This window comes from Methylotuvimicrobium alcaliphilum 20Z (genome assembly GCF_000968535.2).
Taxonomy (GTDB): Bacteria; Pseudomonadota; Gammaproteobacteria; order Methylococcales; family Methylomonadaceae; genus Methylotuvimicrobium; species Methylotuvimicrobium alcaliphilum.
On sequence record NC_016112.1, the window covers coordinates 952582 to 978211 of the forward strand.

14 protein-coding genes are annotated in these 25630 nt (G+C 49.8%); 6 read left to right on the plus strand and 8 right to left on the minus strand.

The window, feature by feature from the left end; translation table 11 throughout:
- Positions 1-201 precede the first annotated feature (201 nt).
- The 7 genes from MEALZ_RS04165 to MEALZ_RS20605 all read right to left on the minus strand — a co-directional run bounded on the left by MEALZ_RS04165 (position 202) and on the right by MEALZ_RS20605 (position 13686).
- Positions 202-3270, minus strand: coding sequence for an efflux RND transporter permease subunit (locus tag MEALZ_RS04165; protein WP_014147359.1), 3069 nt, complete (start codon positions 3268-3270; stop codon positions 202-204).
- Positions 3267-4325, minus strand: coding sequence for an efflux RND transporter periplasmic adaptor subunit (locus MEALZ_RS04170; protein WP_223842349.1), 1059 nt, complete (start codon positions 4323-4325; stop codon positions 3267-3269). Before MEALZ_RS04170 ends, MEALZ_RS04165 begins: the two co-directional genes overlap by 4 nt.
- A 153-nt stretch (positions 4326-4478) precedes the next feature.
- Positions 4479-5129, minus strand: a complete 651-nt coding sequence (locus tag MEALZ_RS04175; RefSeq protein ID WP_014147361.1) for a hypothetical protein — start codon at positions 5127-5129, stop codon at positions 4479-4481.
- 607 nt (positions 5130-5736) lie between these two features.
- Positions 5737-7845: an EAL domain-containing response regulator gene (locus MEALZ_RS04180; protein ID WP_014147362.1), complete on the minus strand. Its 2109-nt coding sequence runs from the start codon at positions 7843-7845 to the stop codon at positions 5737-5739.
- Positions 7838-8311 (minus strand): response regulator, encoded by a 474-nt coding sequence (locus MEALZ_RS04185; RefSeq protein ID WP_017840132.1) that lies wholly within the window; start codon positions 8309-8311, stop codon positions 7838-7840. The genes MEALZ_RS04180 and MEALZ_RS04185 overlap by 8 nt, the downstream gene beginning before the upstream one ends.
- 15 nt (positions 8312-8326) lie before the next feature.
- Entirely contained in the window at positions 8327-10531 is a 2205-nt protein-coding gene (locus tag MEALZ_RS20600; RefSeq protein WP_014147364.1) for a PAS domain S-box protein, read from the minus strand.
- Positions 10528-13686 carry a GAF domain-containing protein gene (locus tag MEALZ_RS20605; protein ID WP_014147365.1) on the minus strand — a complete coding sequence of 1053 codons (3159 nt, stop codon included), beginning with the start codon at positions 13684-13686 and terminating at the stop codon, positions 10528-10530. Before MEALZ_RS20605 ends, MEALZ_RS20600 begins: the two co-directional genes overlap by 4 nt.
- Positions 13687-15009: 1323 nt before the next feature.
- Between MEALZ_RS20605 and MEALZ_RS04200 the strand changes: the two genes are divergently transcribed.
- A complete protein-coding gene (locus MEALZ_RS04200) occupies positions 15010-16056 on the plus strand; it encodes a sterol desaturase family protein (protein ID WP_014147366.1) in 1047 nt (348 codons plus the stop codon).
- A 330-nt stretch (positions 16057-16386) separates the two neighbouring features.
- Here the strand turns inward: MEALZ_RS04200 and MEALZ_RS04205 are convergent, their stop codons facing one another.
- Positions 16387-17208, minus strand: coding sequence for a hypothetical protein (locus MEALZ_RS04205; protein WP_014147367.1), 822 nt, complete (start codon positions 17206-17208; stop codon positions 16387-16389).
- 509 nt (positions 17209-17717) lie between these two features.
- Here MEALZ_RS04205 and MEALZ_RS04210 point away from each other — a divergent pair.
- The 5 genes from MEALZ_RS04210 to MEALZ_RS04230 all read left to right on the plus strand — a co-directional run bounded on the left by MEALZ_RS04210 (position 17718) and on the right by MEALZ_RS04230 (position 25535).
- A complete protein-coding gene (locus MEALZ_RS04210; protein ID WP_014147368.1) occupies positions 17718-21053 on the plus strand; it encodes an EAL domain-containing protein in 3336 nt (1111 codons plus the stop codon).
- A 44-nt stretch (positions 21054-21097) separates the two neighbouring features.
- Positions 21098-22078, plus strand: a complete 981-nt coding sequence (locus tag MEALZ_RS04215; RefSeq protein WP_014147369.1) for an NAD(P)H-quinone oxidoreductase — start codon at positions 21098-21100, stop codon at positions 22076-22078.
- A 6-nt stretch (positions 22079-22084) separates the two neighbouring features.
- Positions 22085-22936: a sulfurtransferase gene (locus MEALZ_RS04220; protein ID WP_014147370.1), complete on the plus strand. Its 852-nt coding sequence runs from the start codon at positions 22085-22087 to the stop codon at positions 22934-22936.
- A gap of 421 nt (positions 22937-23357) precedes the next feature.
- Positions 23358-24977, plus strand: coding sequence for an NAD+ synthase (locus tag MEALZ_RS04225; RefSeq protein WP_014147371.1), 1620 nt, complete (start codon positions 23358-23360; stop codon positions 24975-24977).
- A 15-nt stretch (positions 24978-24992) separates the two neighbouring features.
- Positions 24993-25535: a CsiV family protein gene (locus MEALZ_RS04230; protein ID WP_014147372.1), complete on the plus strand. Its 543-nt coding sequence runs from the start codon at positions 24993-24995 to the stop codon at positions 25533-25535.
- Positions 25536-25630 lie beyond the last annotated feature (95 nt).

Sequence of the window (25630 nt, forward strand, 5' to 3'; positions counted from 1 at the left end):
GCAATGCAGAAATTTCAAGTGCGAAAGGTATATTTTTTGAGTATAAAGGGTGTGGCTTCGGTTTTGACATACCTCCGTCCGTGTCTTCGGCAGTCTTCAATCCGGGCTATTCTGAGCCTGATTTTTAACTGCCTAAAAATCACTTTCGAAAGTATAACTCGTAGGCAAGCTCAACAAAACATTTTCGCAAAAAATGTCGGCTCAATCGTTTCGAATCCAAGATTGATTTTCACGCTCGGTGTAGCGGTCTCTTGCCAGTAACAGATAAAACGAAGGGACGACGAACAGCGTAAATAGCGTTCCAACGCCGAGACCGCTAGCGATTACCAAGCCGATATCGAAACGGCTGGCAGCGCCCGGGCCGGAGGCGATCAGTAAAGGGACCATCGCGACGATCATCGATACGGTCGTCATTAAAATCGGCCGGAGCCGAATTTTCGCTGCTTGCTCTACCGCTTCGCGTTTGGTTAAGCCTTCGCGGATCTGCAGTTGATTGGCGAATTCGACGATCAAAATACCGTTCTTTGCAATTAAACCGATCAACGTGATCAAGCCGACTTGCGTATAAATATTGATCGAGGCAAAGCCGAGCATGATGAAAGCTAGGGCGCTGGCGATCGAGAGCGGTACCGAAATCAGAATAATCAAAGGGTCGCGCCAGCTTTCGAATTGTGCGGCCAGCATTAAATAAATGATCAACAACGACATGAAAAACGTCGCGACCAGAGCGCTGCCTTGTTGTGCGTATTGCCGGGAACTGCCCGTATAGTCGTAACTATAACCGCGCGGAAATAACTCATCGGCTTGCTGTTCCAAATAATCCATTGCATTGCCCAGTGTGATGCCTGGTGCCATCATGCCCGATACGGTCAGGCTGTTGAGCTGTTGAAATTGAGTTCGTTTGCTGGGCTCGACCGATTGTTCGAGATGCACCAGCGATGACAGCGGTATTTGTCCGCCCGATGCGGTTCGCAAATAATAATGATCGAACTTACTGGTATCGAGGCGCGATAAATCGTCGACTTGCGGTATCACTTTATAACTTCGCCCCTGCAGGCTAAAGTGGTTGACATATTGTCCGCCGAGTAAAGATGCCAGATTGCTGCCGATGTCTTGCATCGTCAATCCCAAATCCGCCGCTCTATCCCGGTCGATGACAAGGGTCGCTTTCGGCCGGTCGAAATTGACTTCCTTCATCAAAAAATTGAAGCGTCCGCTTTGTGTCGCACGATCGACCAGAAGGTCCGCTACTTGGTCAAGCGATGCGTAATCGGCATCGGTGACGATTACGAATTGTAGCGGTAGGCCGCCTCCCGAGCCGGGTAAGCTTGGCCGCGGAATGACCGCGGTTTGAAAGCCTGCAATGGCGTTAACCTTAGCCTGCAATTCCGGTTGTATCGCCATTTGCGAACGGTTGCGTAATGCCGTCGAAGGCATTTTAAAGCCCCCGAACACGGTATTGTTGCTGCCGCCGAAGCCCAGCAACATAAAGCTTTCGTTGTATTCCGGTATCGATTCGAATTGTTTAATCAACTCTTCGGCATAGGCTTCATTATAATTCAAAGTTGCAGTTTGCGGACCGCTCGCCATGACAAACAGTATGCTTTGGTCCTCGGTTGGGGCCAATTCTTTTTGCGACAGGCTGAACATGAAATAAATGCTGATCAAGACCATCAGCGCAAATGCCAGTACCAGAGATGGCGTTTCCAGAAGCGGGTGCAGCAATTTTCGGTAACGTTCGGACCAATCGTTAAAGATTGCTTCGACCGCATGTTCGAAACGACCGGCCTTGCCTTGATCCTTCAGGATTTTGGAGCTCAGCATCGGTGCGAGGGTGAGTGCGATAATGCTCGAAATGACGACCGCGCCGGCTAGGGTAAAGGCGAATTCGGTAAACAAGGTGCCTACCAGTCCGCCCATGAAACCGACCGGCAAATAGACCGCAACCAGCGCCACCGTTGTCGCGATTACCGGAAGAACCAATTCGCGCGTGCCATCGATCGCCGCTTCGAATTTGGATTTGCCCAGTTCGATATGGCGATGCACGTTTTCGACGACAATGATCGCGTCGTCGACGACTAGACCGATGCCTAGCACCATTGCCAGCATTGTGAGCAGGTTTACCGAAAACCCCATGAGTAGCATTAAAAAAGTGCCGCCGATCAACGATAGGGGGACTGTGATCGATGGAACCAGTGCGGCACGAATCGAACCCAGTGATAAATAAATGATCAATAAGACGATGATCAATGCTTCGGCCAGCGTGCGAAAGACTTCGTTGATCGAATCCTGGATAAAACGGCTCGCATCATAAGGCAGCAGGATATGCATGGCTTCGGGCAAGTCTTTTTCAATTTCGTCCAATATATCGCGGACGGCATAGGCAACCGTCAGCGGGTTGGCGCCGGGTGCCTGTTCGATACCCATGAAAATCGCGGTCTTGCCTTTATACCAGTTGACCATGTCGTAATCTTCGCTGCCCAATTCGGTATCGGCAACATCGGATAACCTGATTAGCGTACCGCCGCGATTGCCGACGACTAGATTACGAAATTCCTGTTCGCTGACGACATCGGTTGTCGCGCTCAAATCGACCGTAACGAAATTTCCCTTGGTTTGGCCGGCGCCCGACAGGTAATTGTTCGAGCGCAACACATTCGCGACATCCTCGGCAGTTACGCCGAGCGACGACATGCGCTTGGGGTCGAGCCAGATGCGCATCGCAAAGGTTTTATTACCGAGCACAGTGGCTTTGCCGACGCCCGGTATCGATTGAATTTTAGGTTTAACGACGCGCAGCATGTAATCGCTGATTTGCGAAGGTTTCATCGTATCGCTATATAAAGCGACATACATCAATGCGGTCGTGTCTCCGACTTGCGATGTAATGACCGGGTCTTCCGATTCGGCAGGTAAGATATTGCGTTGACTTGCTACTTTCGCTTGAATTTCGGCGACCGCGGCATTGGGGTCGTAGTTAAGACGCATGTGCGCTTCAATCGTCGAAACGCCTTGGCGGCTGTTCGAGGACAGATAATCGATGCCGTCGGCCTCGGCGATGGCCTGCTGTAGGGGCGTGGTAATGAAGCCTTGCACCAAATCGCTGCTGGCTCCGGGGTAGGACGTCCTTACCGTGACGACGGTATTTTCGGTTTCGGGGTATTGCCTGAGTTCTAGCACCGTGATGGCTCTTAAGCCGAGTACTAAAATCAATAAGCTGACAACACTGGCGAGGACCGGCCGTTCGATGAAAAGGTCGGTGAACTTCACTGTGAAATCTCCCGTTCGCCGGGGGCGGGTTTATCATCCAGCGTAACCGGCATGCCGTTTCGTAATTTGACTTGGCCTGCGCTGACGACACGTTCTCCAAGCTTCAAACCGTTAATGATTTCGACGCGTCCCGCTCGGGTTTGTCCCGTTTCGACTTGCCTGCTTTGAACGATCAGGCCTTGTTCGTTTGTTTCGATCACGAATACCGAATTGCCGTAAGGGTTATAGGTAATCGCAGTGTCGGGCAACGTCAGTACGTTGAGTTCTTGGTCCGATAAAATGCCGATCTGTGCGAATATGCCCGGATGCAGCAGTTTTTCGCTGTTGCTTAGCTTGGCGCGAACTTGTACGGATCGCGTGCCTTGGTCGATCAGCGGACTCACGGCGCTGATTTCGCCGTTGAATTCTCGCCCCGGGTAAGCTTGTACGGTCGCAATGACTTGGCGGCCTTTAACGAGTCGATTCAAATAGCGTTCAGGAACGGTAAAGTCCAAATAAATCGGGTCCAGCTGTTGTAGCGACACGATTGCCGAACCTTCCGTTAAGTATTGGCCGAGGTTGACTAGACGAATGCCGAGTTCGCCGGTGAAAGGCGCGCGAATTCGTTTTCTGTCGATCAGTGTACGTTTAGCATGAACGGCCGCGGCGGTTTCGTCGAGTAGGGCATGGTTCTGATCGTAATCGGATTGGGAAATGAAGTTTTTACCTATTAGTTTTTCGCTCCGCTCGAAGCGGACCTTGGCGAGCCGCATTTCGGCCTGGAGTCCTTGTAATTCCGCGCGATCGGTCGACGCATCCAGTTCCAACAGCAATTGTCCCTTTTTAACCGATTGACCGGAGTCGAAATGAATCGCTTCGACTTTGCCGGCCACTTCGTTGCTGACGTCGACACCGGCAATGGCGGTCAAGCTTCCCACCGCGGACAATGCGGAAGGCCAGATTTCCTGGGTGACTTCGGTGGCTGCAACGACGGCAGGCGGCGGTGGTTGAAATTGGCCGGCTTCTTGATGAAGTTGGTAAAACTTCAGTCCGAAAATGCCGCCAAAAATCAGCACGGAGAATAGTATTAGAATAAGAAAACGTTTGAGCATGTGAGGTTTAAAATACCGAGTCGATAAGTTAAGCCGTCCATGGTTCGACAAGCTCACCACGAACGGCTTAACTTAATGGCATTGACGGAGGTCGTGGTAGCCGGAAAGCCGCGACGGCTAGCGGGCATCAAGTTCTTTTATCATTTGTCGGATCCGATTTAGCAATTGTCGTTGTTGCGTTGTCGGCAATCGCTTTAGGTCGCGTTCGAATTCATTGAGGCCATAATCTTCTGTTTCATTGCTCAAATCGGATCGTTGTATACCGCAATCGGCGAGAACGCGAGTGATGGGTTCGCGTGCGTCATCGAGCGGCATCGCCCCCGACAATATGTTTTTGAGCATGGTATGTATGCGTACGAAAACCGATTTTCCGTTTAGTAATGCCTCGGCAAATGCTAGAGCATGCTCGTCGTTATAGGCTCTTCGTCTCGTATCCGAAAAGGTGCGCATTTCAATCGTAACGAGCGCTTGTTTATCGATTCGATAATCGAAGTCGAACGGCTGACTTTGAGAAGTAATCAGACTGTTGGAATCGACAACTAGTTGCAATTGATTCGCCTTGCAAACGATTTCAAGTCTGATTAAATCATATTTCCCCCGTTTCGGTAGCGGCGATCGCGCTAGGGTGTATTCGAGGTTAGCTAAGTGGTCCCGGTTACGATGGTAACTCCATGTGTGGAAGTCCTGAGCTACTGCGGTTTGTAAAGACAAGGCGACAATGCAAAGAATCTGTAAAAAATGCTTAAATAATCGAGTTTTAAGTTTCATTGAGCAATAGGCCGTAAAGCTTTGATAAAGAACCTTAGGATACACTAAAACACGAATCGAAAGCTAAACCGAGTAAAGCCAATTCAATGCTTGGCAGGACGGCAGTTGAAACCCCGTGAAACCCCGTTCTAAACATTTAGAACATGACCAAAGCAAGCTGAAATATTTACTGTGAAAGTTCGTAGATATAGACCCTTTATCTAATTTTTCGATATACGGCGCTCGACAGAGCAAATGCCGGTTCCGGAGAGGGTGCGGTTGCTCGACCGACAGGCGTTGGCGGCAGGGACAGCCGCCGTCGAGCCTACAGGGACGTATTCACGGCGTCCTGTCGGGCGAGTGACCGTACCCTCCCCACCAGAGAACTTTCATTTGCCGGGGCGATGGCCAGGCCTTCATGAACGTTACTGTGAAAGTTCGTGAGTTAAGGTTCTGGGTTTACGGCGTCCTTTCGCAGGAGAGCCCTGTCGAAGGGTGAACGGTAGTTTGAGGCTTCACCAGGCCGGTGAAAGTGTTGTAGACCCTTCATGCTTCGACTTGGCTCAGCACGAACGGTCTACAACAAATGCCAACTGCTCTTTTCAGGATTAATGCAGTGTATTGTCGGCTAATTCGCTTTCTCGCCGGAGTATCGATATCGATCGCTTTGTCGGATCAATTCATCCGCCGGCATGGGGTGCGCGAATAAATAGCCTTGAGCGATATTACAACCTTCGCGTTCAAGAAATTGAGCTTGCTCTTCGGACTCGACGCCTTCCGCGACGGCTTCCAGCCCTAGGTTTCGAGCCAGCGCGATGATAACCCGAACGATGGCTTCGCCGTGTTCATCGCGGCCGATGTCCTGCACGAAAGATTGATCGATTTTTAACCGATCCAGCGGGAGGTTTTTTAAATAAGCCAGACTGGAATAACCGGTGCCGAAATCGTCAATCGATAGCAAGATACCTTGTTGACGCAAATTATCCAAAATGCGCATGGCTTGATCCGGTTGGCGCATGATCATCGATTCAGTCACTTCCAATTCCAAATGCTTGGCAGGGATACTCATTCTCTCCAATGCTGCGGATACTTGTCCGGCGAGATCCTCCCGGTCGATTTGCTGCATCGATAAGTTGACCGAAACGCGAGGAACGTCAAAGCCCTCTGCTTGCCACTCGGCCATTTGTCTGACGGCTTCATTTAAAACCCATTCGCCGATTTCGGCAATGATACCCATATCCTCGGCTAACGGAATGAATTGCCCCGGCGATACTATGCCTAATTCTGCGTGTTGCCAACGCACTAATGCCTCGACTCCCGCAAGCGTACGGTCGATCAAATTAATTTGAGGTTGATAGTAAAGTAAAAGCTCGTTTCGGGCGACTGCGCCGCGCAGAGCGTTTTCCATAATCAAGCGCTCGAAAGCGCCGGTAGTTAGGCCTGATGAAAAGAACTGATACGTATTACGGCCTTGTTGTTTGGCTTGATACATGGCCAGGTCGGCATGTTTCAATAGCGTGTCGACGTCTTTGCCGTCTTGCGGAAACAGTGCGATGCCGATGCTGGCGGTCACGGTTAACGTGTGGTCCTCGATGAACATCGGCCGGTTAAAAATTTGCAATAATTTATGTGCGACGATAACCGCGTGATGCGCGGTGGAATCGTCTTCCAACAGCAGAACGAATTCGTCGCCGCCTAGTCGGGCCAGCGTATCGTCGGCTCGAATCGCTTGTTGCATACGATCGGCGGCTTGTTTCAATAAGTCGTCGCCTACCGGGTGACCCAGAGTGTCGTTAATTGTTTTGAACCGGTCCAGATCAAGAAATAATACGGCCAGATTCTTGTTTTCCCGTTGCGCATGGATCAAGGCATGCTCGAGACGGTCTCTGAATAAGGTGCGATTAGGTAGGCGTGTTAATGCATCGTGATGAGCCAGAAAGTCGAGTTGCGCTTGGGCTTCCTTGACCGAGCTGATATCGTTGAACACGCCGACAAAATGCGTGGTGGTGCCTTCGCTGTTTTTGACCGCACTGATAGTTAACCATTCCGGATAAACTTCGCCGTTTTTACGCCGATTCCAGACTTCGCCGCGCCAATGGCCTGTGCCTAATAAAGTATTCCACAACTCGAAAAAAAAAGACCTGTCTTGGTGGTTGGACTTCAGGATGCTGGGGTTTTTGCCTAACACCTCGATCTTGGTATAGCCGGTGATTTGCTCGAAGGCCGGATTAACGGCTACGATATTGGCGTCGATGTCGGTAACGATGATGCCTTCGCCGGTCGATTCAAAGACCTGGTCGGCGAGACGCAGCTTTTCGAGATAGCGTTTGCGTTCGTCGCGTAGTTCTTTTTCCTCCAGCGCATGCCGGATCGCGGCGCCCAAGCGAGCAGGGCGGTCTTTCAACACATAATCGAAAGCGCCTTTTTGCAAGGCATCGATCGCGATTTCCTCGCCGATACTGCCGGAAACAACGACGACAGGAATATCGTTATCGCGGTTATGAAGCAGTTCCAAGACTTTGAGGCCGCTAAATTGCGGCAGACACCAGTCGGTTAAAATCAAATCGGGTCGGGTATCGAGTGCTTGCAGAAAGTCCTCTTCGTTTTGAACCCGTTGCCAATCGAAAATTAATCCGTCATCCTTCAATTGTAATACCATCAGCTCGGCATCGACCGGGACGTCCTCGACGATCAGAATACGCAATACTTCGTTACGTTCCATAAATGATTTAGTCATTTTCAGCCTCAGGTTTAGAGGTAACTCCGAGCGGCGGCCCGATATTTAGACTTAACCAATAGTTTTCGATTTGCTTGATGACTTCGATAAAGCCGGAAAACGACACGGGTTTGACCAGATAGGAATTAGCGCCGATATCGTAAGATAAAGCCCGGTCGCCTTCTTCGCGCGATGAAGTCAAAATAACGACCGGTATGCGTTTGATCAATGGTGCGGTTTTGATTTGCTTGAGTACATCGAAGCCGTCTATGCCCGGCATTTTTAGATCAAGCAGTATCAGATCTGGTAACGGATAACGCTTCCGGTCGCCGTAGTCGCCGCGTCCGAATAAATAATCGAGTGCTTCTCGGCCGCTTGAAGCCGTTTCGATTCGGTTGATCAGCCGGGCTTCATGAAAGGCGTCCAGTGCTAATTCGATATCCATGCGATTATCGTCCACTAACAATATAAAGGCCTCATTATTCATAACGATTCTCATGCTTTAATTGGCGGCGGGAAGCCGAATACTAAACGTGCTGCCGTTGCCGGGGGTAGATTCGACTTCTACCGAACCGCCCATCATGCGTGCCGATTTGGCGACGATGGCGAGACCTATCCCCGTTCCCGGGTATTCGTCTTCATTGTGCAGGCGCTGAAAAACCTGAAAAATTTTATCATAATACTCGGGCTCGATACCTATGCCGTTATCGGTCACTTGAATAATGATTTGACCTTTATTAATGCGCGACGAGATTGCGATTATGGGCGGTATATCCGGTTTACGGTAAATTAACGCATTATCGAGTAAGTTGGATAATATTTGCCCAACTAAAGTGGCGTCGCCGATCGGTGACGCCAGCGGTTCGATGATTTCAAGCGTGGCTTGAGTGGCCGTTATGCGTTCGGCAAATGTTGCCGATAGCTGTTTCAGCAACGGCGATAGGGCTATCGGGCTCATTTGTACGGCGCGCCGCCCGGTGCGAGAATATTCCAGTAGGTCCTCAATCAATTGGCTCATACGGTTTCCGGCTTCGATGACATTATCGAGATAATGGCGGCCCTCGTCATTGAGCGTATCGCTATGTCTGCGTGCCAGAATTTGCGCAAAACCGTTAATGGCGCGAAGCGGTGCGCGTAGATCGTGCGAAACCGAATAGGAAAACGATTCGAGTTCTTTATTGGCTTGTTCCAACTCGGCCGTGCGCTCGCTAACTCGTCGTTCCAGATAGACATTCAGCCTGAGCACTTCCTGTTCCGCTTCGATTCGTTCGGTGATGTCCAAGCAGTAGCCCAGATAGCCGACAAAATCGCTCTTGTGATCGTAACGAGGCACGCCGTCGTCGATAAGCCAACGGTATTCCCCGTCGTGACGACGCAAGCGGTAAACGATAGAGAATTTCTCGCGCTTGTCGAAAGCCTCATTATAGACTTGCACGCAACGATCGTAATCATCGGGATGCACGCCTTCAGCCCAGCCGAACCCCCATTCTTGCTCCAGCGTCCGGCCGGTGAATTCAAGCCAGGGTTCGTTGAAATAGTCGCATAACTTATCGAGGCGCGCCGACCAAATCAGCATGCGCCCGTTATTAGCAAGTGAACGGTAACGCGTTTCGCTTTCTTTCAATGCTATTTCGGCCGATTTTTGATCTTCGATCAAGCTTAATAATACCAAGCGCTGTCGGTCCGATTCCTTTAACAATTGTTCGGTTTCGGTTCGTGCCGCATGAGTGGCTTGTTCGGCTTGTTTTCGTTTGGTGATATCGATCACGATCGCGACCGTCCCGTTCGGCGACTGGCCTTGTTCCCATAACGGCGAAACCGTTAAATTGACCCAAACGCAGCGCCCATTTTTATGGATATAACGTTTTTCCATTGAAAATTCGCGAATTTCTCCGGCCAGGAGTCGCTGCGTTTTTGCGTTGTCGGCTGCTAGATCTTCGGGATGCGTGATGCTTTGATAGGTCAGTTGTTCCATTTCATTGCGGGTATATCCGACGATATCGCAAAATCGTCGATTGATTCGCATGAAGCGGCCGGTGCGTATGTCGATCTGAGCAACGCCTGCCGCGGCTTGCTCGAATAAGGTGCGAAATCGCGTCTCGCTTTCGCGAAGCATCTCAGTGTCGCGGTCGCGGCGAAGCCTTATTATCATTAGCGATCCGAGCATGACAACCGCTAAAGGGTAGATCGTCAAAACCGGTAAGGCGATATCAGACAGAACCCGAACTGCGGTGGAATAAGGAAGGATCAGCATCAAGGCTAGCATCAAAACATGAACGAAAAGCCCGAATAGCCAAAGTTCGCGCCACGATATTTCGACGAGCGGCGATGGCCGAAAATGCCGCCAGAGTATGCCGGCGAGTCCCGATACGATAATGACCGAAACTCCGGTCCATGTCGCAATTCCGCCTTGATAGAGTCGTAGTGCCGCTGTGCCGGCCATGGCAACGGCTGTCGGGATGGTGCCGAAAAACAAGCCGGAAATACTTAACAGTACCGACCGAGTATCGAAGATGATGCCGGGTTGGTAATACCAAGGCGTTAGCATGATGACCATGCCGATCAAGGCAATACCCAGGCCGATTACAATTTGTCCGGCTAACTTAGGCTTGAATAAGAAACGCCCGGCCGTCATGTCGAAGGCTAGCGCGATCGTCAGCAGTAATGCGGCATTTTGGAGTATTGCTAGCGCTCCGGAAACAATCATGGCTTGAGTTCCTGTACTGAAACGGAGTAGCGCGTCGGTTCGCCGAGCCGGGTTAGTAGGGCGTTGACTTCTTGTTTCAAGTCGATGATCCTCGACTCTCTGTCTAAGGTGACCGTGTGCCAGCGGCGCAGTTCGTCTAATTGCCGGTTAAGTTTTTGAGTATCCTGTTCTCTTTCGATCGTAATCGCGGCTAAATGCGCAAAGGTATTGATTAACTGTCGCTCGCTTTCGGTTGCGTGGCGCGGCGTTCGGTAATAAGCCGCAAAAGTGCCGAGTACCTTGCCGGTCCCGGAAAAAATCGGTGTGGACCAGCAGGCGCGTAAACCATGATCGAGAGCGAGGCGATTAAAATTTTTCCATAGCGGGCTTTCGGCGATATCGTCGACGAATACCGGTTGCTTAGTAAAAGCCGCGGTGCCGCAGGAACCGACGGAAGGCCCAATTTCAATACCGTCCACAGATCGGTTGTAGCCATCGGGCAGGCTCGGTGCCGATCCGTGCCTAAGATGTAAGTCGTCCGCATCCATTAACAAGATCGAGCACAGCATGTCGGGGCTGAGCTGTTCTATGTTACGGGCGATATGTTTCAGTATTGTCGTTAGCGGCCGTCCTTCGGCGATTTGCTCCAAGGTATTGTTTGCTGCGGCGAGCAAAGCTTGCTGTTGTTTGAGTTCGCTGATGTCTCGGGCGATACCGAGAACGCCGATGAGTTTTCCTTTGGCGTCGTACATCGGCGTTTTTGTGGTTTGCACCCGAATGCTGCGCCCGTCTCCCGAAAAAGTCAGTGTTTCTTCGTTCGTGACCGGCTTTCCAGCGGCTGCCGCGGCGAGGTCGTTCGCGCGGAAAGCATCCGCTGTTTCCGAGTCGACAAAGTCGTAATCGGTTTTGCCGATAATTTCGGATACAGGGACTCCGAATAATTTTTCGATAGCCGGATTGCAGGCCAGGAAGGTACCGCTATGATCTTTTAGCCATACAAAATCGGGTATCGTCTCGAAGAGTGTTTTTAATCTATGTTCGGCTTGTTTACGCGCGGTTTCGCGTTCGAAATTATCCAATGCGAAAGAAATATCCTGAGCCATTTCTTCCAACAAAGTGCGCATTTGCCGGTCGAAAATATGCGTTTCGGCGGCATAAAGGTTGAATACCGCGACCAATCGGTTGCTGCACCGCAAGGGCAGCGCGACCGATGCGCCGATGCCGTATTGCCGGGCCAGGTCGTGCCATGGAGCGGTTGCCGGGTCGTTAAGAAAGTCCTCGCAATAATAAGGGCGTCCTTTGCGCATGACGTTAGCGGTCGGTCCTCGGCCTTTCGGTGAATCGGGGGCGATCTCGATTTCGGTTTGGCGGAGGTATTCATCGAGCGCGCCGTAGCTGGCTGCCGGTTCGATTCGGCCGGATATGTCGTCGATGCGGCCGATCCAAGCGCCAAGGTAACCTCCGTATTCGACCGCGATGCGGCAGAGGCGCTGAAAAAGCTTGTCCGGATCGCGAGTTCTTACGATTGCCTGATTGGTTTCGCTGAGTGTTGCATAGGCTTTGTTGAGGCGCTGTATTTGCTCTTCGGCGGCTTGTCGAGCGCTAATGTCACGAATAAAGCTTTGCCGGTAAAGATTGCCGTCGATCTCTAAAGGGCTGCAACTGATTTCGACCGGAAAGATATCGCCGTTTTTGCGTAATTGTAATATCTCGAACAACGCGCCGCCCTTCGTGTCGGCGGACGGCCAGATGTTTTGGATGGCGGACTGAAGATGCGACGGCGTTAAGTCGCGGATAGTCATCGAGCACAATTCGTCGATCTCGTAACCGTATGCCGATGAGGCGGCTTCGTTGGCTTCGACGATGCGTCCTTCGAGATCGGTTAGTAAAAAGATATCGCGCGCCAGTTTAACCAACCTGTCATAATGCCCGACAATTGCTGCTCGATCTTCCAGTTGCCGTTGTCGGAATAAGGCAAAACGCATTTGTTGACTGCGCCAGAGCAGCAAAACGGCAAGACCTCCGGCGCCAACCGCGAATATTACCACCAGAAAAATCAATTTTGCCCGTAGTTTCAACGGTTTCAACATTGCATCGGCATTACTTTCTAATAAGACATGCCAAGGCATGCCGGAGATCGGTTGAAATGCCGCCCATACTTCCATATCACGGTCATTGATGCATCTGCAAAAACCGGCTCCGTCGAGTACTGCTCGGGTAGCGGACAAGTTTACTCGGCTTAACGGTTTGCGGTGTGTGAGCGGAGAGTTGCTTATCCATTCGGTTCTGTTGAGATAGGCCACTTCATCGCCTTCTCGGCGCACTAAAAATAATTCCGAATCGGCGGAAATGGCCGACCATTCATTGAGGGATTTATAGAGTTCTATAGTCGGATCGGCGCTCAATACCACCATGACAAAGATTTTTTGCGGCTCGTTGATGATTATCGGTGCGATAAATTCAAGTCGATATTGGTCGGGCTCGGATTTGAGGCGATGTATGTCGTTGATCGCCAATTGCCGGGATCGTGACGAGTCGATAATGGCTTGCCGCACTGCTGCAGTGGCTTCGATGGCTTCGCCGGTAGTGAATAAAGGATGTCCTTGCTTGGTATAGAGCGTTACGCCGACCCATTCTTTGGTTTCGAGCAGGGCGTTGAAATAGCTTTGTAGTTTGGCTTTAAGTGTTTTGTCTAGTTGCCCGGAAACGGGTGCGTCGATTGCTGAAAGTATCGGATCGGATTGTATGAGTTTAATGTCCTGGCGGCGTTCGGTTAACCAGTTTTCTATATGGCGGGCTTTGAGCTTGACTATGGTTGACTGTACGGAAAATTGCCGCGCGGTGAACTCCAGGGCCTGCTGCCGATACACCAGGTAGCCGATACCGCCAATCGAGAGGGCTATTAAAATGTAAGTGGCGATCAGTAAACCGGCTCGAAAGTTGAAATACCCGGAGCCTGCTTCATTCTGGGTTGGAAGTTTTAATCTCAACAATGCATAAAGCACAAGCGCGGTCATTAGTACGAAGGCCGAGCCTTTCCAAGCTTGGATGCGAACTAATAGAGTTCTATCGGTGATGAGTAAGTCGACCAGCCAATCCGAAGTCAATATCCAAAAGCCTGCGAAAGCCAAATACAGGAGTGTGATAATCGCTGCTTTTGAAAGTCGTTGGCGCACTGTCATGTTCCTATAGTGAGCTCATAAAATCGGCGTTGATTAGGGTTGTTATTGACGCTGATGGTGGTTATGCGAGTTTGTTTTTATCAATTAGCGCTTAGGATACAGGTTAGTCGTAAAAAAACAAATTTTGGTTATAGGGCCTAGGAGTCACTGCCATTAAGTTAAGAGAATCCCTTCATTCCGCCATGGATGGCAGGCTTTTGAAGCGCATTCGGGCCTGAATGTCAGGATTACTTAATTTAAATGACTGCTTAATTTAACCTGATTAGCAAGATGCTTCAGCTTGCCGAGGCCAAGTGTCCGAGCAAGGACCAGTCGTAGTCGCAAAAACTAAAATATGCTGTTACCCAAGCTCTAGCTTGGGTAACCTGTTCAAGAAGCTCTAGCTTCCCGAAAATCAAGAAAGATTGAACGAGCGAGTCGGGTTTGATTCAGAATGTGTGGAGGTTGTGTCGGTCTCAGGAAGCTGGAGCTTCCGGGGTGTCTTTCCCAAGCTGGAGCTTGGGAAAGAGCGTGATGTGGGTTGGCCGTTTTTAGCTTGACGCGCATGGCTTGCGAACCCCGTCCTGCTAGGGATATGCTGGTTTTTGGGCTTTAGCTGAAGAAACTTGCTAATCAGGTAATTTAATGACGTTGGCGGGTAGGCGCGGCGCGAAAACCCTGGCAGGACGGGGTTTGCAACCCCGTTCTAAACGTTTTGACTTTGGCCGAAGTCAGCCGAAATGTTTAGGGCAAACCGAAACGTTGGGGACGGGTTAAATAACCCGTCCCGCAGAAGTCGCTGCGGTTACGACTAGCCCGCTCGGGCACTTGGCTCCGGCAAGCTGAAGCATCTTGCTAATCAGGTAACTTAATGACGTTGGCGGGTAGGCGCGGCTCGAAAATCTGATCGCTTCTGTGAATAATGCTGTTGAAAGTGCGGCTTTGGTGCGCAAATAAGAAACAATTGCACCTAGTTGGTACAAATAGTTGTCTTAATGCAACAGTGATGGTTGTTTGCCTAGCGGCAGCGGGTTTTATAAAAAAACCGGGAAACGTTTTTAATATGATGAAATCTAAAGATTAAATAGATTGTCGTTAATGGATGGGTTGAGCGTTTACCAAAATATATGGATTTTGGCAAGTGCTTTGCATCGAACAAAGTGACTATGAATTTCGTGATAAATAACGGGCTACTCACTTAACACGGGACAGTTTAAGGTTAATCCTTAGTACTTTTGTCCCGCCTTAAGTGGGAAGCCAAATAACGTTAAGAAACATGTTCGAACTAGGAATTACTGTTTTTAGCCGATTTTTTGTTACTTCTGTGAGGATAAGTCCATGACTCAAACAATGAATGCTTCCATGAATCTTTTTGAAGCGATAGCTAGTTGGCCGATGATCACTTCATTCGATTTGGCCGGGTTTACATTATTGATGTTTTTTATCATTTTGTCCGCCATCGAAGCGCATCGTCCTCGAAAGAAATTGCCGAAAAGTAATTTAAAAAACTCTTATCGGGTTAATATTACCTTATTATTATTCAACAGTTTGGTATTGTCGTTATTGTCGGTTTCATCGTTGCTGGTCGTGGCAGAGCATTTTTCCGGTGCGGGTATTTTGAGCGGGATGTCGGATTCATTGATCAAGGCTGCGTTGTCGTTAATTGTGCTGGATTTAGTGTTTTACCTTTGGCACAAGGCTTGTCATGACTTCGATGTTTTATGGCTATTTCATAAAGTCCACCACAGTGAGCCATATCTGAATGCCTCGACTGCATATCGTGTGCATATTTTGGAGATATTGGCTGCTACATTGATTAAAGCGCTCAGTATCGTCATTTTCGGTTTCGATAAGGCCAGCGTATTGGCTTATGAATTATTGATGATGCTGTTTGTTATGTTTCATCACGCAAATATTGCATTTTCTCGAGAAAAAGACCTAGGGTATTTATTCATTACTCCCTATCTGCATCGGGTTCATCACTCGACGGTTCGAGCCGAGCATGACAGGAATTACGGCGCGGTGTTTTCGATTTGGGACCGTCTGTTCGGAACCTTGATCGAGTTGGAGCCCAAACAAATTGGACTTAATAGCCAACCGCCGCTGACTTTTTTCAAATTATTAAAGTTTGGTGTGACGTCGGAGCCCAAGGCGAATCCTGTCGGTGATATTCCCGAGGCCATGCCGATGATTGCCGAGGCGGCTTATTTCAGAGCCGAAAAGCGCGGTTTTGAGCCGGGTAATGAAATGCTTGATTGGTTGGAGGCGGAACGCGAAGTCGTTCGGAATGCTTATGCCGGCAATGCCATCAAAAAACGCTTCCGGTTTGATATAGGGACCTTGTTGAAGCTAAGCCTCAAAAACAATGGTGCCATGCAGAGTTAATTGACTCAATAATGGAACGGGCATGATTCATGCCCGTTCTTTTCTCGTTCCCATGCTCCTGCGTGGTAATGCATGCCGATTTTTCTTCGGCAACCAAGGTACGGGTTCCCACGGAGGACCGTGGGAACCCGAATAATGCATAACTAAAGGTGCTGTTTGATCACTCTGTGTATATCGAACTTTAGTGGCTTCGATAGTCGCGACGAAGGCGTCGCTCCCACAGTACTTTCCGCGTTCCCACGTTCCTGCGTGGGAATGCATACCGATCTTCCTTCGGCAACCAAGATACGGGTTCCCACGGAGGACCGTGGGAACCAGAATAATCAATGATTAGGCATAGCTTCCGGTCATGTCCCGACCGATACTCCCTTCGGTACTTTTTTCTTTAACGCCATTGATTTTGTCGGTAATCAAGGTTTGCATGTCGTTGAATAATTGTTTTAGGTAGCGTGCGAACCGAGAGAGCAAAACTTGAGCCTCCATCTGTAATTTGTGAATTTCGATAAAAGTGGAACCGGTTCTTTGTTGGATTGGGCTGACAATTTTTCCTCGCCAAAAAAACTTGATTTCTCCAGGGGCTGCTTGCCACACCTCTTTGAAGTCGTCGCGAGCGTTTTTAATCGGCCACAATACTTTTTGGTCGAGCATATGAAGAATTTCGTCGGTCAAGTGGCGATAATTGCCGTTAAATTGGCCAAGCATATCGCGATGGCGGCTTGCCAGTGTGTTTAAAATGTTTTGATAATAATTCAACACATCGACTTTGGCGTCGTTCAACTTTCGTGTGCCGGTTTCCAGTATATTCATCGCAAAATAGTCTTTTGCGGTTACGGGCAATGAACGGGCAACTTCGATCAGGTCTTTGATTTGTGCGAGTTTCGCTACCGTCGATGCGCCAAGCGTGCCGCCTTGTAAAAGGCGACGGTATTCGGCGATTTTCATCCATATTAAACTGAGCAAGGAATGCTGAGCGATATTAAGAGCCGCTTCCAATTCGGCTAAGCGGCTTTGGCTTTCCGATAAGGATTTTTCCAGCGATTCCACTGTTTCGGATTTCGTTTGTAGAGCTTGTGTTAAAATTGAAACTTGCTGTTCAAGGTGTGCTAACTGGCCGAGCAATTCGCTATGCTCGTTATTCGGATTCAATGACATTGTTTTCCCCTCTTGGAATGGATGGCCTATTTTTATTAATTAAGTGGTTTTTTCGGCCAGCGGAACTTATTAACAGTTAAATGATATAAAGTCAATTATCGATATCTGCCGTTATCGGGGTTAATCGATTCGTTCCATGGACGTGAGTAGTCGCTGCTATTTGACAGCATTGATGGATTCAGCATATTTTTGTTAACCTTTTTCGTTGTGTGGGATGTTCGGCATTTAATGATCCGACTTGTAAATGCATTTCGAATTAAACTTAGGTATTAGCTGTATCATTCCCTATAAAATTAATCCTGATTAGCAAGTTTCTTCAGCTAAAGCCCAAAAACCGGCATATCCCTAGCAGGACGGGGTTTGCAACCCCGTCCCGCAGAAGTGGCTACGACTGGTCACTGCTCGGACAGTTGGCTTCGGCAAGCTGAAGCATCTTGCTAATCAGGAAATTAATTATGTTTAAGTCAGCAGATATGTGCCGAATGGTTACTAAATTTTAGAGCAACACAGTGAGTAATAACGATTGTAATGAACCGATACGACTAGGGCTCATGCCCCCGTTGACAGGATTAGTCGGGATCTACGGTGACGAAATCGTTCGTGCCGCAACGATTGCTTGCGGCGAAATCAACGAGCGGGGCGGAGTGCTTGGGCAGCCTTTGCAATTGATCGTCGAGGATGATGGCAGTTTGCCGGAAACAGCGGTGCAAGCAGCTATCAAGCTTGTCGACGAGCATCGTTGTTCGGCGATCATCGGTAACCTTCTGTCGAACTCCAGGATTCTGGTCGCGACTCAAGTCGCCGAACCGAGAAGAATACCTTATCTCAACTTCTCGTTTTACGAAGGCAGTATATCCGGTAGGTATTTTTTTCATTTTGCGGCTTTGCCTAATCAGCAAATCGATAAAATGATCGCTTGTATGGCCAAATATTACGGTCAGAAAATGTTTTTCGCGGGCAATAATTACGAATGGCCAAGGGGTTCTATCGATGCCGCGAAACTCGCTTTGACGGAGCTGGGCGGAGCGGTGGTCGGAGAGGAATATTTGTCGATCGGTGTTTCATACCGTGAAATCGACGATTTGTTAAAACAAGTTGCTCACTCGGGAGCTGATGTTTTTGCACCATTTTTTGCCGGCATCGATCAAGTCAAGTTATTAAACCGCTTTTCGGAATTGGGTTTAAAAAACCGTATGACGGTCGTTATGGGGCATTTCGACGAGATCATGGCTTCAAGGTTGTCGGCCTCGGTGCGCGATGGCTTTTATTCTTCGAACTCCTATTTCATGAGCGTGGATACGCCGGAAAACCGTAATTATTTGGCGAGGCTTGAGCAACTGCCTGGCATCGACGGTCTTTGGCCTTACGGTAACGGTATGTTGACTAATTTCGGCGAGGCGACCTATTTATGCGTGCAGGCCTTCGCCAAAGCTGCAGAGGTTGCCGGATCAGTGTATCCCGAAGCCTTGGTTGCGGCACTGGAAAGCGTGTCTATCAAAGGCCCGCAAGGACTCGTGCAAATGGATGCGAATACCCATCATGCCTATGTCAATACCTATCTATCACGGTGTACCGCTGAGGGTTCGTTTAGAATTATCGAAAGTTTCGGCCTCATACCTCCAGTAATTCCCGATCGTTATCGAATGCAAGCAAGACAATCGGCCGAAGCGGGTAAGGCCGATTCGGTCTCGCAATTAATTACCGACGATGCCAAGCAATTAATGCAAAAACTGAGTACCGCTTGGGATATCTTGTCGATCGCCGATATGGCGATTTTGGCGACCGACGAATTCGGTATTATCGTCGAAGCCAACACGAACGCTTGCCAGATCTTCGGGTATTCCAGCAAAGAATTAATTGGGCTTTCGGTTCATCTGTTGTTGCCGCCGCATTTGCGCGAACGGCATGTCGAGATGTTTCGCTTATTCGTCGAGGGCGAAGAAACCGAGAGGCGCATGAGCGGGCGTAGTCCGGTAACAGGCTATCGTAAAGACGGCACTTTTTTTCCTTTGGAAGCCTCGATCGCTAAATTTCGTCAGGACGGGCATTGGCTGTTAGTAGTCACGATGCGCGATATTACCGAAAACAAACGAGTTGAAGACGAAATTTTATGGTCTGCAACGCACGACGCCTTAACCGAATTGCCGAACCGAAGACTGCTTCGCGAAAGGCTGACGGATGCTTTACAACGATCGCGTAGGCAAGGCACCAATGTTGCGTTGTTATTTGTTGATCTCGATAATTTCAGTCTAATCAATAATATACATGATCATAAGATTGGCGATCAGGTGTTGCAAACGACGGCAAGACGTCTAATGGAGATTGTACGGCCCGGCGATAGTGTGGCGCATTTGTCTGCCGATGAATTTGTCGTGCTTTGCGAGCAATTAGAGAACCCGACAATGATTTCAACGCTCGCCGAACGGATCAATGAAGCCTTGAGGCAGCCAATAGACCTCAATGGCAATCAGTTATCGGTAACGGCCAGTGTCGGTATCGCGGTAGGACAAGGCAGCACGCATTCGGCCGATGACTTGTTGCGTTCCGCTGATACGGCGATGTCTGAAGTTAAAATGCTGGGTAAGGATAGCTGGTATTTTTTTAACGACAGCTTACAGGAAAAAGTGCGCTTGAGGTTGTCGATTACGCAAGGTTTGCGGATGGCGATCGAGCGCGATGAATTTTCCCCCCGATTTCAACCGATTGTCTGCACCGCAACCGGGCGCATCATAGCGGCTGAATTACTGCTGCGCTGGTTTCCATCGACCGGTGAAGTTTCTCCGGCTATTTTTATACCGATTGCCGAGATGAACGGCTCGATCCTCGCGATCGGCAACTGGGTGTTTCGGGAGGCTTGCCGGGCTGAAGCCGAATGGCGTCGACTATGGGGCGATAATGCGCCCGCTTATATTTCGGTTAATGTTTCGGCAAGGCAGTTGGATGAGGAATCGCTTTCCGATCAATTTGCCGACATCATTCGTGAAACCGGGGCCGATCCTTCGAGGATATTGCTCGAAATCACCGAAACGTCTTTGATGGCCGATGTCGAAACGAATCTACGCATGTTACGTCGTCTTGCCGATCAGGGCTTGCGAGTGGCGGTCGACGATTTCGGAACCGGTTATTCCTCGTTGGCGCAATTAATTAGGCTACCGGTTAGCGTACTTAAAATCGATAGAGCCTTCATCGACGGCTTGGAGAATCATCAAGAAAACCGTTTAGTGACACAGGCTATCATCGGTTTGGGGCGCGGTTTGGGTCTGAAAATGGTTGCCGAGGGCGTTGAGAATGAATTGCAGTTGAGAGAGCTGCGCGCACTCGGTTGCGATTATATTCAAGGCTATTATTTTTATCGGCCGCTGGATTGGAATACCTATGTCGAGACCGTCGAGCGCGAAATCGAAACCGAAACACCCGATGCGCCGTCGCCGTTATTTTTTGTGCTGTATGTCAGCCACGCTGTTCGACCGATGCCGGAAAATGAAATCGAAGCTTTATTGGAGCAGACCCGTCAATGTAACAAAATAAACGGTATTACCGGTTGCTTGCTGCATCGGGATGGTTGGTTCATGCAGCTCATAGAGGGCTCGCCTGAAAAGGTGATGGCTTTGACCGAAAAGATTAAACTGGATCCGAGGCACAAGGATATGCAGGTGGTTATTCAGGGGCCAGAGCGGAGACGTCTTTTTCCTGAATGGAGTATGGGCTATCGCGAAGTCGGTCAATTACCTGACGAGCTTGACTTCAGTCCTTGGCGCAAGCGGGTAATCGGTTTCGAAGAACTCGCCGAGGACGCCAAGATTTGTTACGAATTCATTACCTCGTTCAAAACGCGCACGGTTTAGGCTTCGGCCTGATGGTTAGGCGCTAAATTTGAGGATTATTGAAAATGCCGCAAGACATGCAAGCGATAGAAATTGTCGCACCGGGGAAGTTAGGCACGACGCACCGGCCACTGCCGATGCCATTAGCCGATGAAGTGCTGATACGCGTCGAGGCGGCCGGCGTTAATCGCCCCGATATTATGCAGCGCCAAGGTTTATATCCGCCCCCGCCAGGCGCATCAGATATTCCCGGGCTGGAAGTGGCCGGAACCATTGCAGTTTTGGGCGGTGATGTGCGGCATTTGCAATTAGGCGACCGTGTCTGCGCCTTGGTGACCGGCGGCGGTTATGCGCAGTATTGCACTGCCGCAGCCGAATTATGTTTGCCGATTCCGAAAGGGATAACGGTAATTCAGGCGGCCGGACTGCCGGAGACTTTTTTTACGGTTTGGAGTAATCTATTCGACCGCGCCGGACTCAAGCCCGGCGAAACCTTGTTGGTGCATGGCGGTAGCAGCGGTATCGGCGTCACGGCGATACAGATGGCCAAGGCCTTCGGCGTTCGTGTGTTCGTGACTGCAGGGTCGGCGCGTAAAAGCGCGTTTTGCCTTGAATTAGGCGCCGATGCCGCAATCAATTACCGCGAACAGGACTTCGTCGAAGAAGTATCGGCATTGACCTCCGGTAGAGGCGTCGATGTGATTCTGGATATGATCGGCGGCGATTATTTCCCGCGCAATCTCAAATGCATGGCATTCGATGCCAGGTTGGTGCAAATCGCGGTTCAAGGCGGACCGAAAGCCGAAATCAATCTATTGCAAGTATTTTTGAAAAGATTGACGATTACTGGTTCGACCTTGAGAGCCCGCGACAATGCCTTTAAGTCGGCGATCGCCGGAAAGTTGCGCGAGCATGTTTGGCCGCTCTTGGAGTCGGGCGACATTCATCCGGTTATCGATACGGTGCTACCTTTAGCCGAAGCGGCGGAGGCGCATGCATTAATGGAAAGTAGTCAACATATTGGAAAAATTATTCTTACGGTATAAACAACAATGGCTTATACAAATTTAATTCCCGTCGATCAATTAGCCGAGGATATCGGGACTCCCAGCTGGGTCGTTTTCGATTGTCGGTTTTCATTGGCCGATACCGAAGCCGGCGGTAAAGCTTACCGGCAAGGCCATATTCCAGGCGCCCGCTACGTTCATCTCGACCGGGATCTATCGTCCGGAATCACGGATTTAATCGGCCGCCATCCATTGCCGGACTTTAACTCGTTATGTAAAAAGCTGGGTGCCTGGGGCGTATCAAACGCCAGTCAGGTCGTGGTTTACGATGATGCCGGCGGCGCCTTTGCCGGCCGATTGTGGTGGTTGCTGCGTTGTTTAGGACACGATCGGGTCGCAGTACTCGATGGAGGGATTCAACAGTGGAGGAAAGGCGCTTATCCCATCACGACGGCATTGCCTTCGATTCAACCCGCATTGTTTAGGCCTTACCTAAACGATTCGAATTGGCTCAGTGCACAACAAGTGCAAAACGGATTGGCACGAAAATCGATTAAATTGATCGATGCCAGGACTCCGGAACGTTTTTCGGGGCGTCAAGAGCCTATCGATCCGGTTGCGGGGCATGTGCCCGGCGCGCTTAATCGGCCGTTTCAATTCAATCTGCAAGCGGACGGACGTTTCAAGGCGATGCAAGAGTTGCGCGATGAATGGTCTGCATTGATCGGTGTCACACCAGCCGAACACGTCGTACATATGTGCGGTTCCGGCGTGACTGCTTGTCATAATCTATTGGCGATGGACATCGCGGGTTTTGCCGGCTCCAAGCTTTATGCAGGATCTTGGAGCGAATGGATACGCAATAAAAATCGCCCGGTTGCGACAGAGTCTACTTAATACCAATCGCGAACTATTTTTCCGGTTCCTGTAAAATCATTCCGAATAATGACAGGACGTAAATATTCAGTCCCCCTTCTTTTTATGCTGTTTCCCAAGCTCCAGCTTGGGAAACCTGCTCAGGAAGCTCTAGCTCCTAGGCGATCAAGACAGATTGAACAGGCGATTCATCACGCGAGCGGCGGTTTACAAAAATGTTGATATAAGACGGCCTGGTAGCAATCGGTGCCTAGGCGAGCGGTGTTTGATTGGGGCCTAACGGCGGTGGTGTCGGTCTCGGGAAGCTGGAGCTTCCGAGGTTTGTTTCCCAAGCTGGAGCTTGGGAAACAGCGGAAACAGTGACCAGGACACTCGGTTGTCTTTTTGCCTTCGATCATGCCTAGCCGTGATACAGGAATTTTAGAGAGGAAAATTATTTTTTATGAGTGCTACGACTCTCAGGATAGCCATTGCACAAAGCAATTTTCGGGTTGGTGATATCAAAGCCAATACCGAAAAAATTATCGCCCAGGCACTAGACAGCCGCGACCGGCTAAAAGCCGATATTGTTATTTTTCCGGAACTCTCGGTAACCGGTTACCCGCCGGAGGATTTGTTGCTGAGACCGGATTTTATCGCCCGGGCCCAGCATGCCGCGACAATGATAGTCGAACAGGTGCAAGACATCGATGTGGTTTTCGGATACCCCGAACAGTCCGGCGGCAAGTTGTTTAACTCGGCGGTAGTGTGCAGGTCGGGAGAAATTATTGCGCGCTATCATAAGAATGTTTTGCCGAATTACGGTGTATTCGACGAACAGCGTTATTTCACTGCCGGTTCCGAGACTGCGTTATTCAACCTGAAAGGTTTGACTCTGGCATTGACGATTTGCGAGGATGTTTGGCAGTCGGGCTTGATCGCCAAAAACCGTCAGGCCGGCGCGGATATCGTTTTGACCTTAAATGCGTCGCCCTTCCATGCCGGTAAGATTCATCAGCGCGAGCAGGTCGTCTGCGATCAAGTTAAAGCTGCCGGCGTTCCTTTAGTTTATGTCAATTTAATCGGCGGACAAGACGAATTGGTTTTCGATGGTGCGTCATTTGTTGTCGATAGCGAAGGTTCAGTCGTGTTTCGTGCCGAGGAATTCCGGGAGCAGCTCAGTGTCGTCGAATTTGCCGGCAAACAACCGATTAAATCGATATGCGCCCCGATTTATCGGCCGGTGTCGAGCGAATATCAGGCTCTGGTCTTGGGGATTCGCGATTATGTCAGCAAAAACGGCTTTAACGGGGCCTTATTGGGTTTATCCGGAGGCATCGATTCGGCGCTGGTACTGGCATTGGCAGTCGATGCGCTCGGCGCCGATAAAGTCGAAGCGGTGTTGATGCCTTCGCGTTATACGCAAGCGATGAGCAACGAAGATGCCGAATCGGAAGCCAATGCGTTGGGTGTGAACTATCACATGATTCCAATCGAACCGGCTGTCACGGCATTTAACGAGATGTTGGCCCCGGTATTTGCCGGCAGCGCCAAGGATACGACCGAGGAAAATATTCAGGCTCGTTGTCGCGGCGTCTTGCTAATGGCCTTGTCGAATAAGCAAGGTAAATTGTTGCTAACCACCGGCAATAAAAGCGAGATGAGTGTCGGTTATGCGACGCTTTATGGCGACATGGCCGGCGGATTCGCGCCGATCAAAGATGTCCCGAAGCTATTGGTCTATGCATTGGCGCGTTACCGAAATTCGATTTCGAAAGTCATTCCGGATCGAGTGATAACGCGGCCGCCGTCGGCGGAATTGGCGCCGGATCAGGTCGATCAGGATTCATTGCCGCCTTATGAAGTTCTGGATCCGATCTTGGAGCGCTATGTCGAGTTCGATCAATCGGCGGACGAAATTATTGCAGCAGGATTTGCCGCAGAGCATGTCGTCAGGGCGATTACGCTGGTCGATCGCAACGAATACAAGCGTCGACAATCGCCGCCCGGTATTAGGATAACCCCTCGAGCCTTCGGCCGCGATCGGCGTTATCCGATTACGTCCGGTTACAAAGGTATTTGAGATAGCAAAGAAATCATGATGAAGAATAAAAAAAATGCGTTTCGTGTGGTCTGGTTTGTGTTGTTGATTTGGCGGACCTCATTTGCTTCAGCCGAAGATCGTTTTCAAGTCGAATTAATCGTATTCGCACAGGACATGGCGACGACCGAATTGTTCGATCAGACCCGTAGCGAGATTCAATGGCCGAGTCAGGTCGTCGAAGTGTCGGCATTGGCTCAGGCCGCCACGGAACAAAAATCGTTATCCCATGTCTACGCTACGCTTTCGCGTTCTTCAACGTATCAACCGATCGCCCACTATGCATGGATTCAAGTCATCAATGAAGACAGCGCCGGCGATGCGGTTCGAATTCAGGATGCCGCTAATGTGTTGGACGGTTTTTTTCAGCTCGAACGAGGCGATTTTTTGACCGTGACACTAGATCTTGAGTATCAGCCCGATCCCGAGCGATTTTTTAGAATGTCCGAAGCGAGGCGAATTAAGTTTAATGAAGAGCATTATTTCGATCATCCGAAATTCGGCGCTATTTTGAAGGTGAAAATGAAAGATGAAAGGTGAAAGGTGAAAGGTGAAAGGTGAAAGGTGAAAGGGGTAAGCAGTGAGCAGTGAGCGGTGAGCGGTGAGCGGAAATTAGGACTTGACAAGTGCTTTTA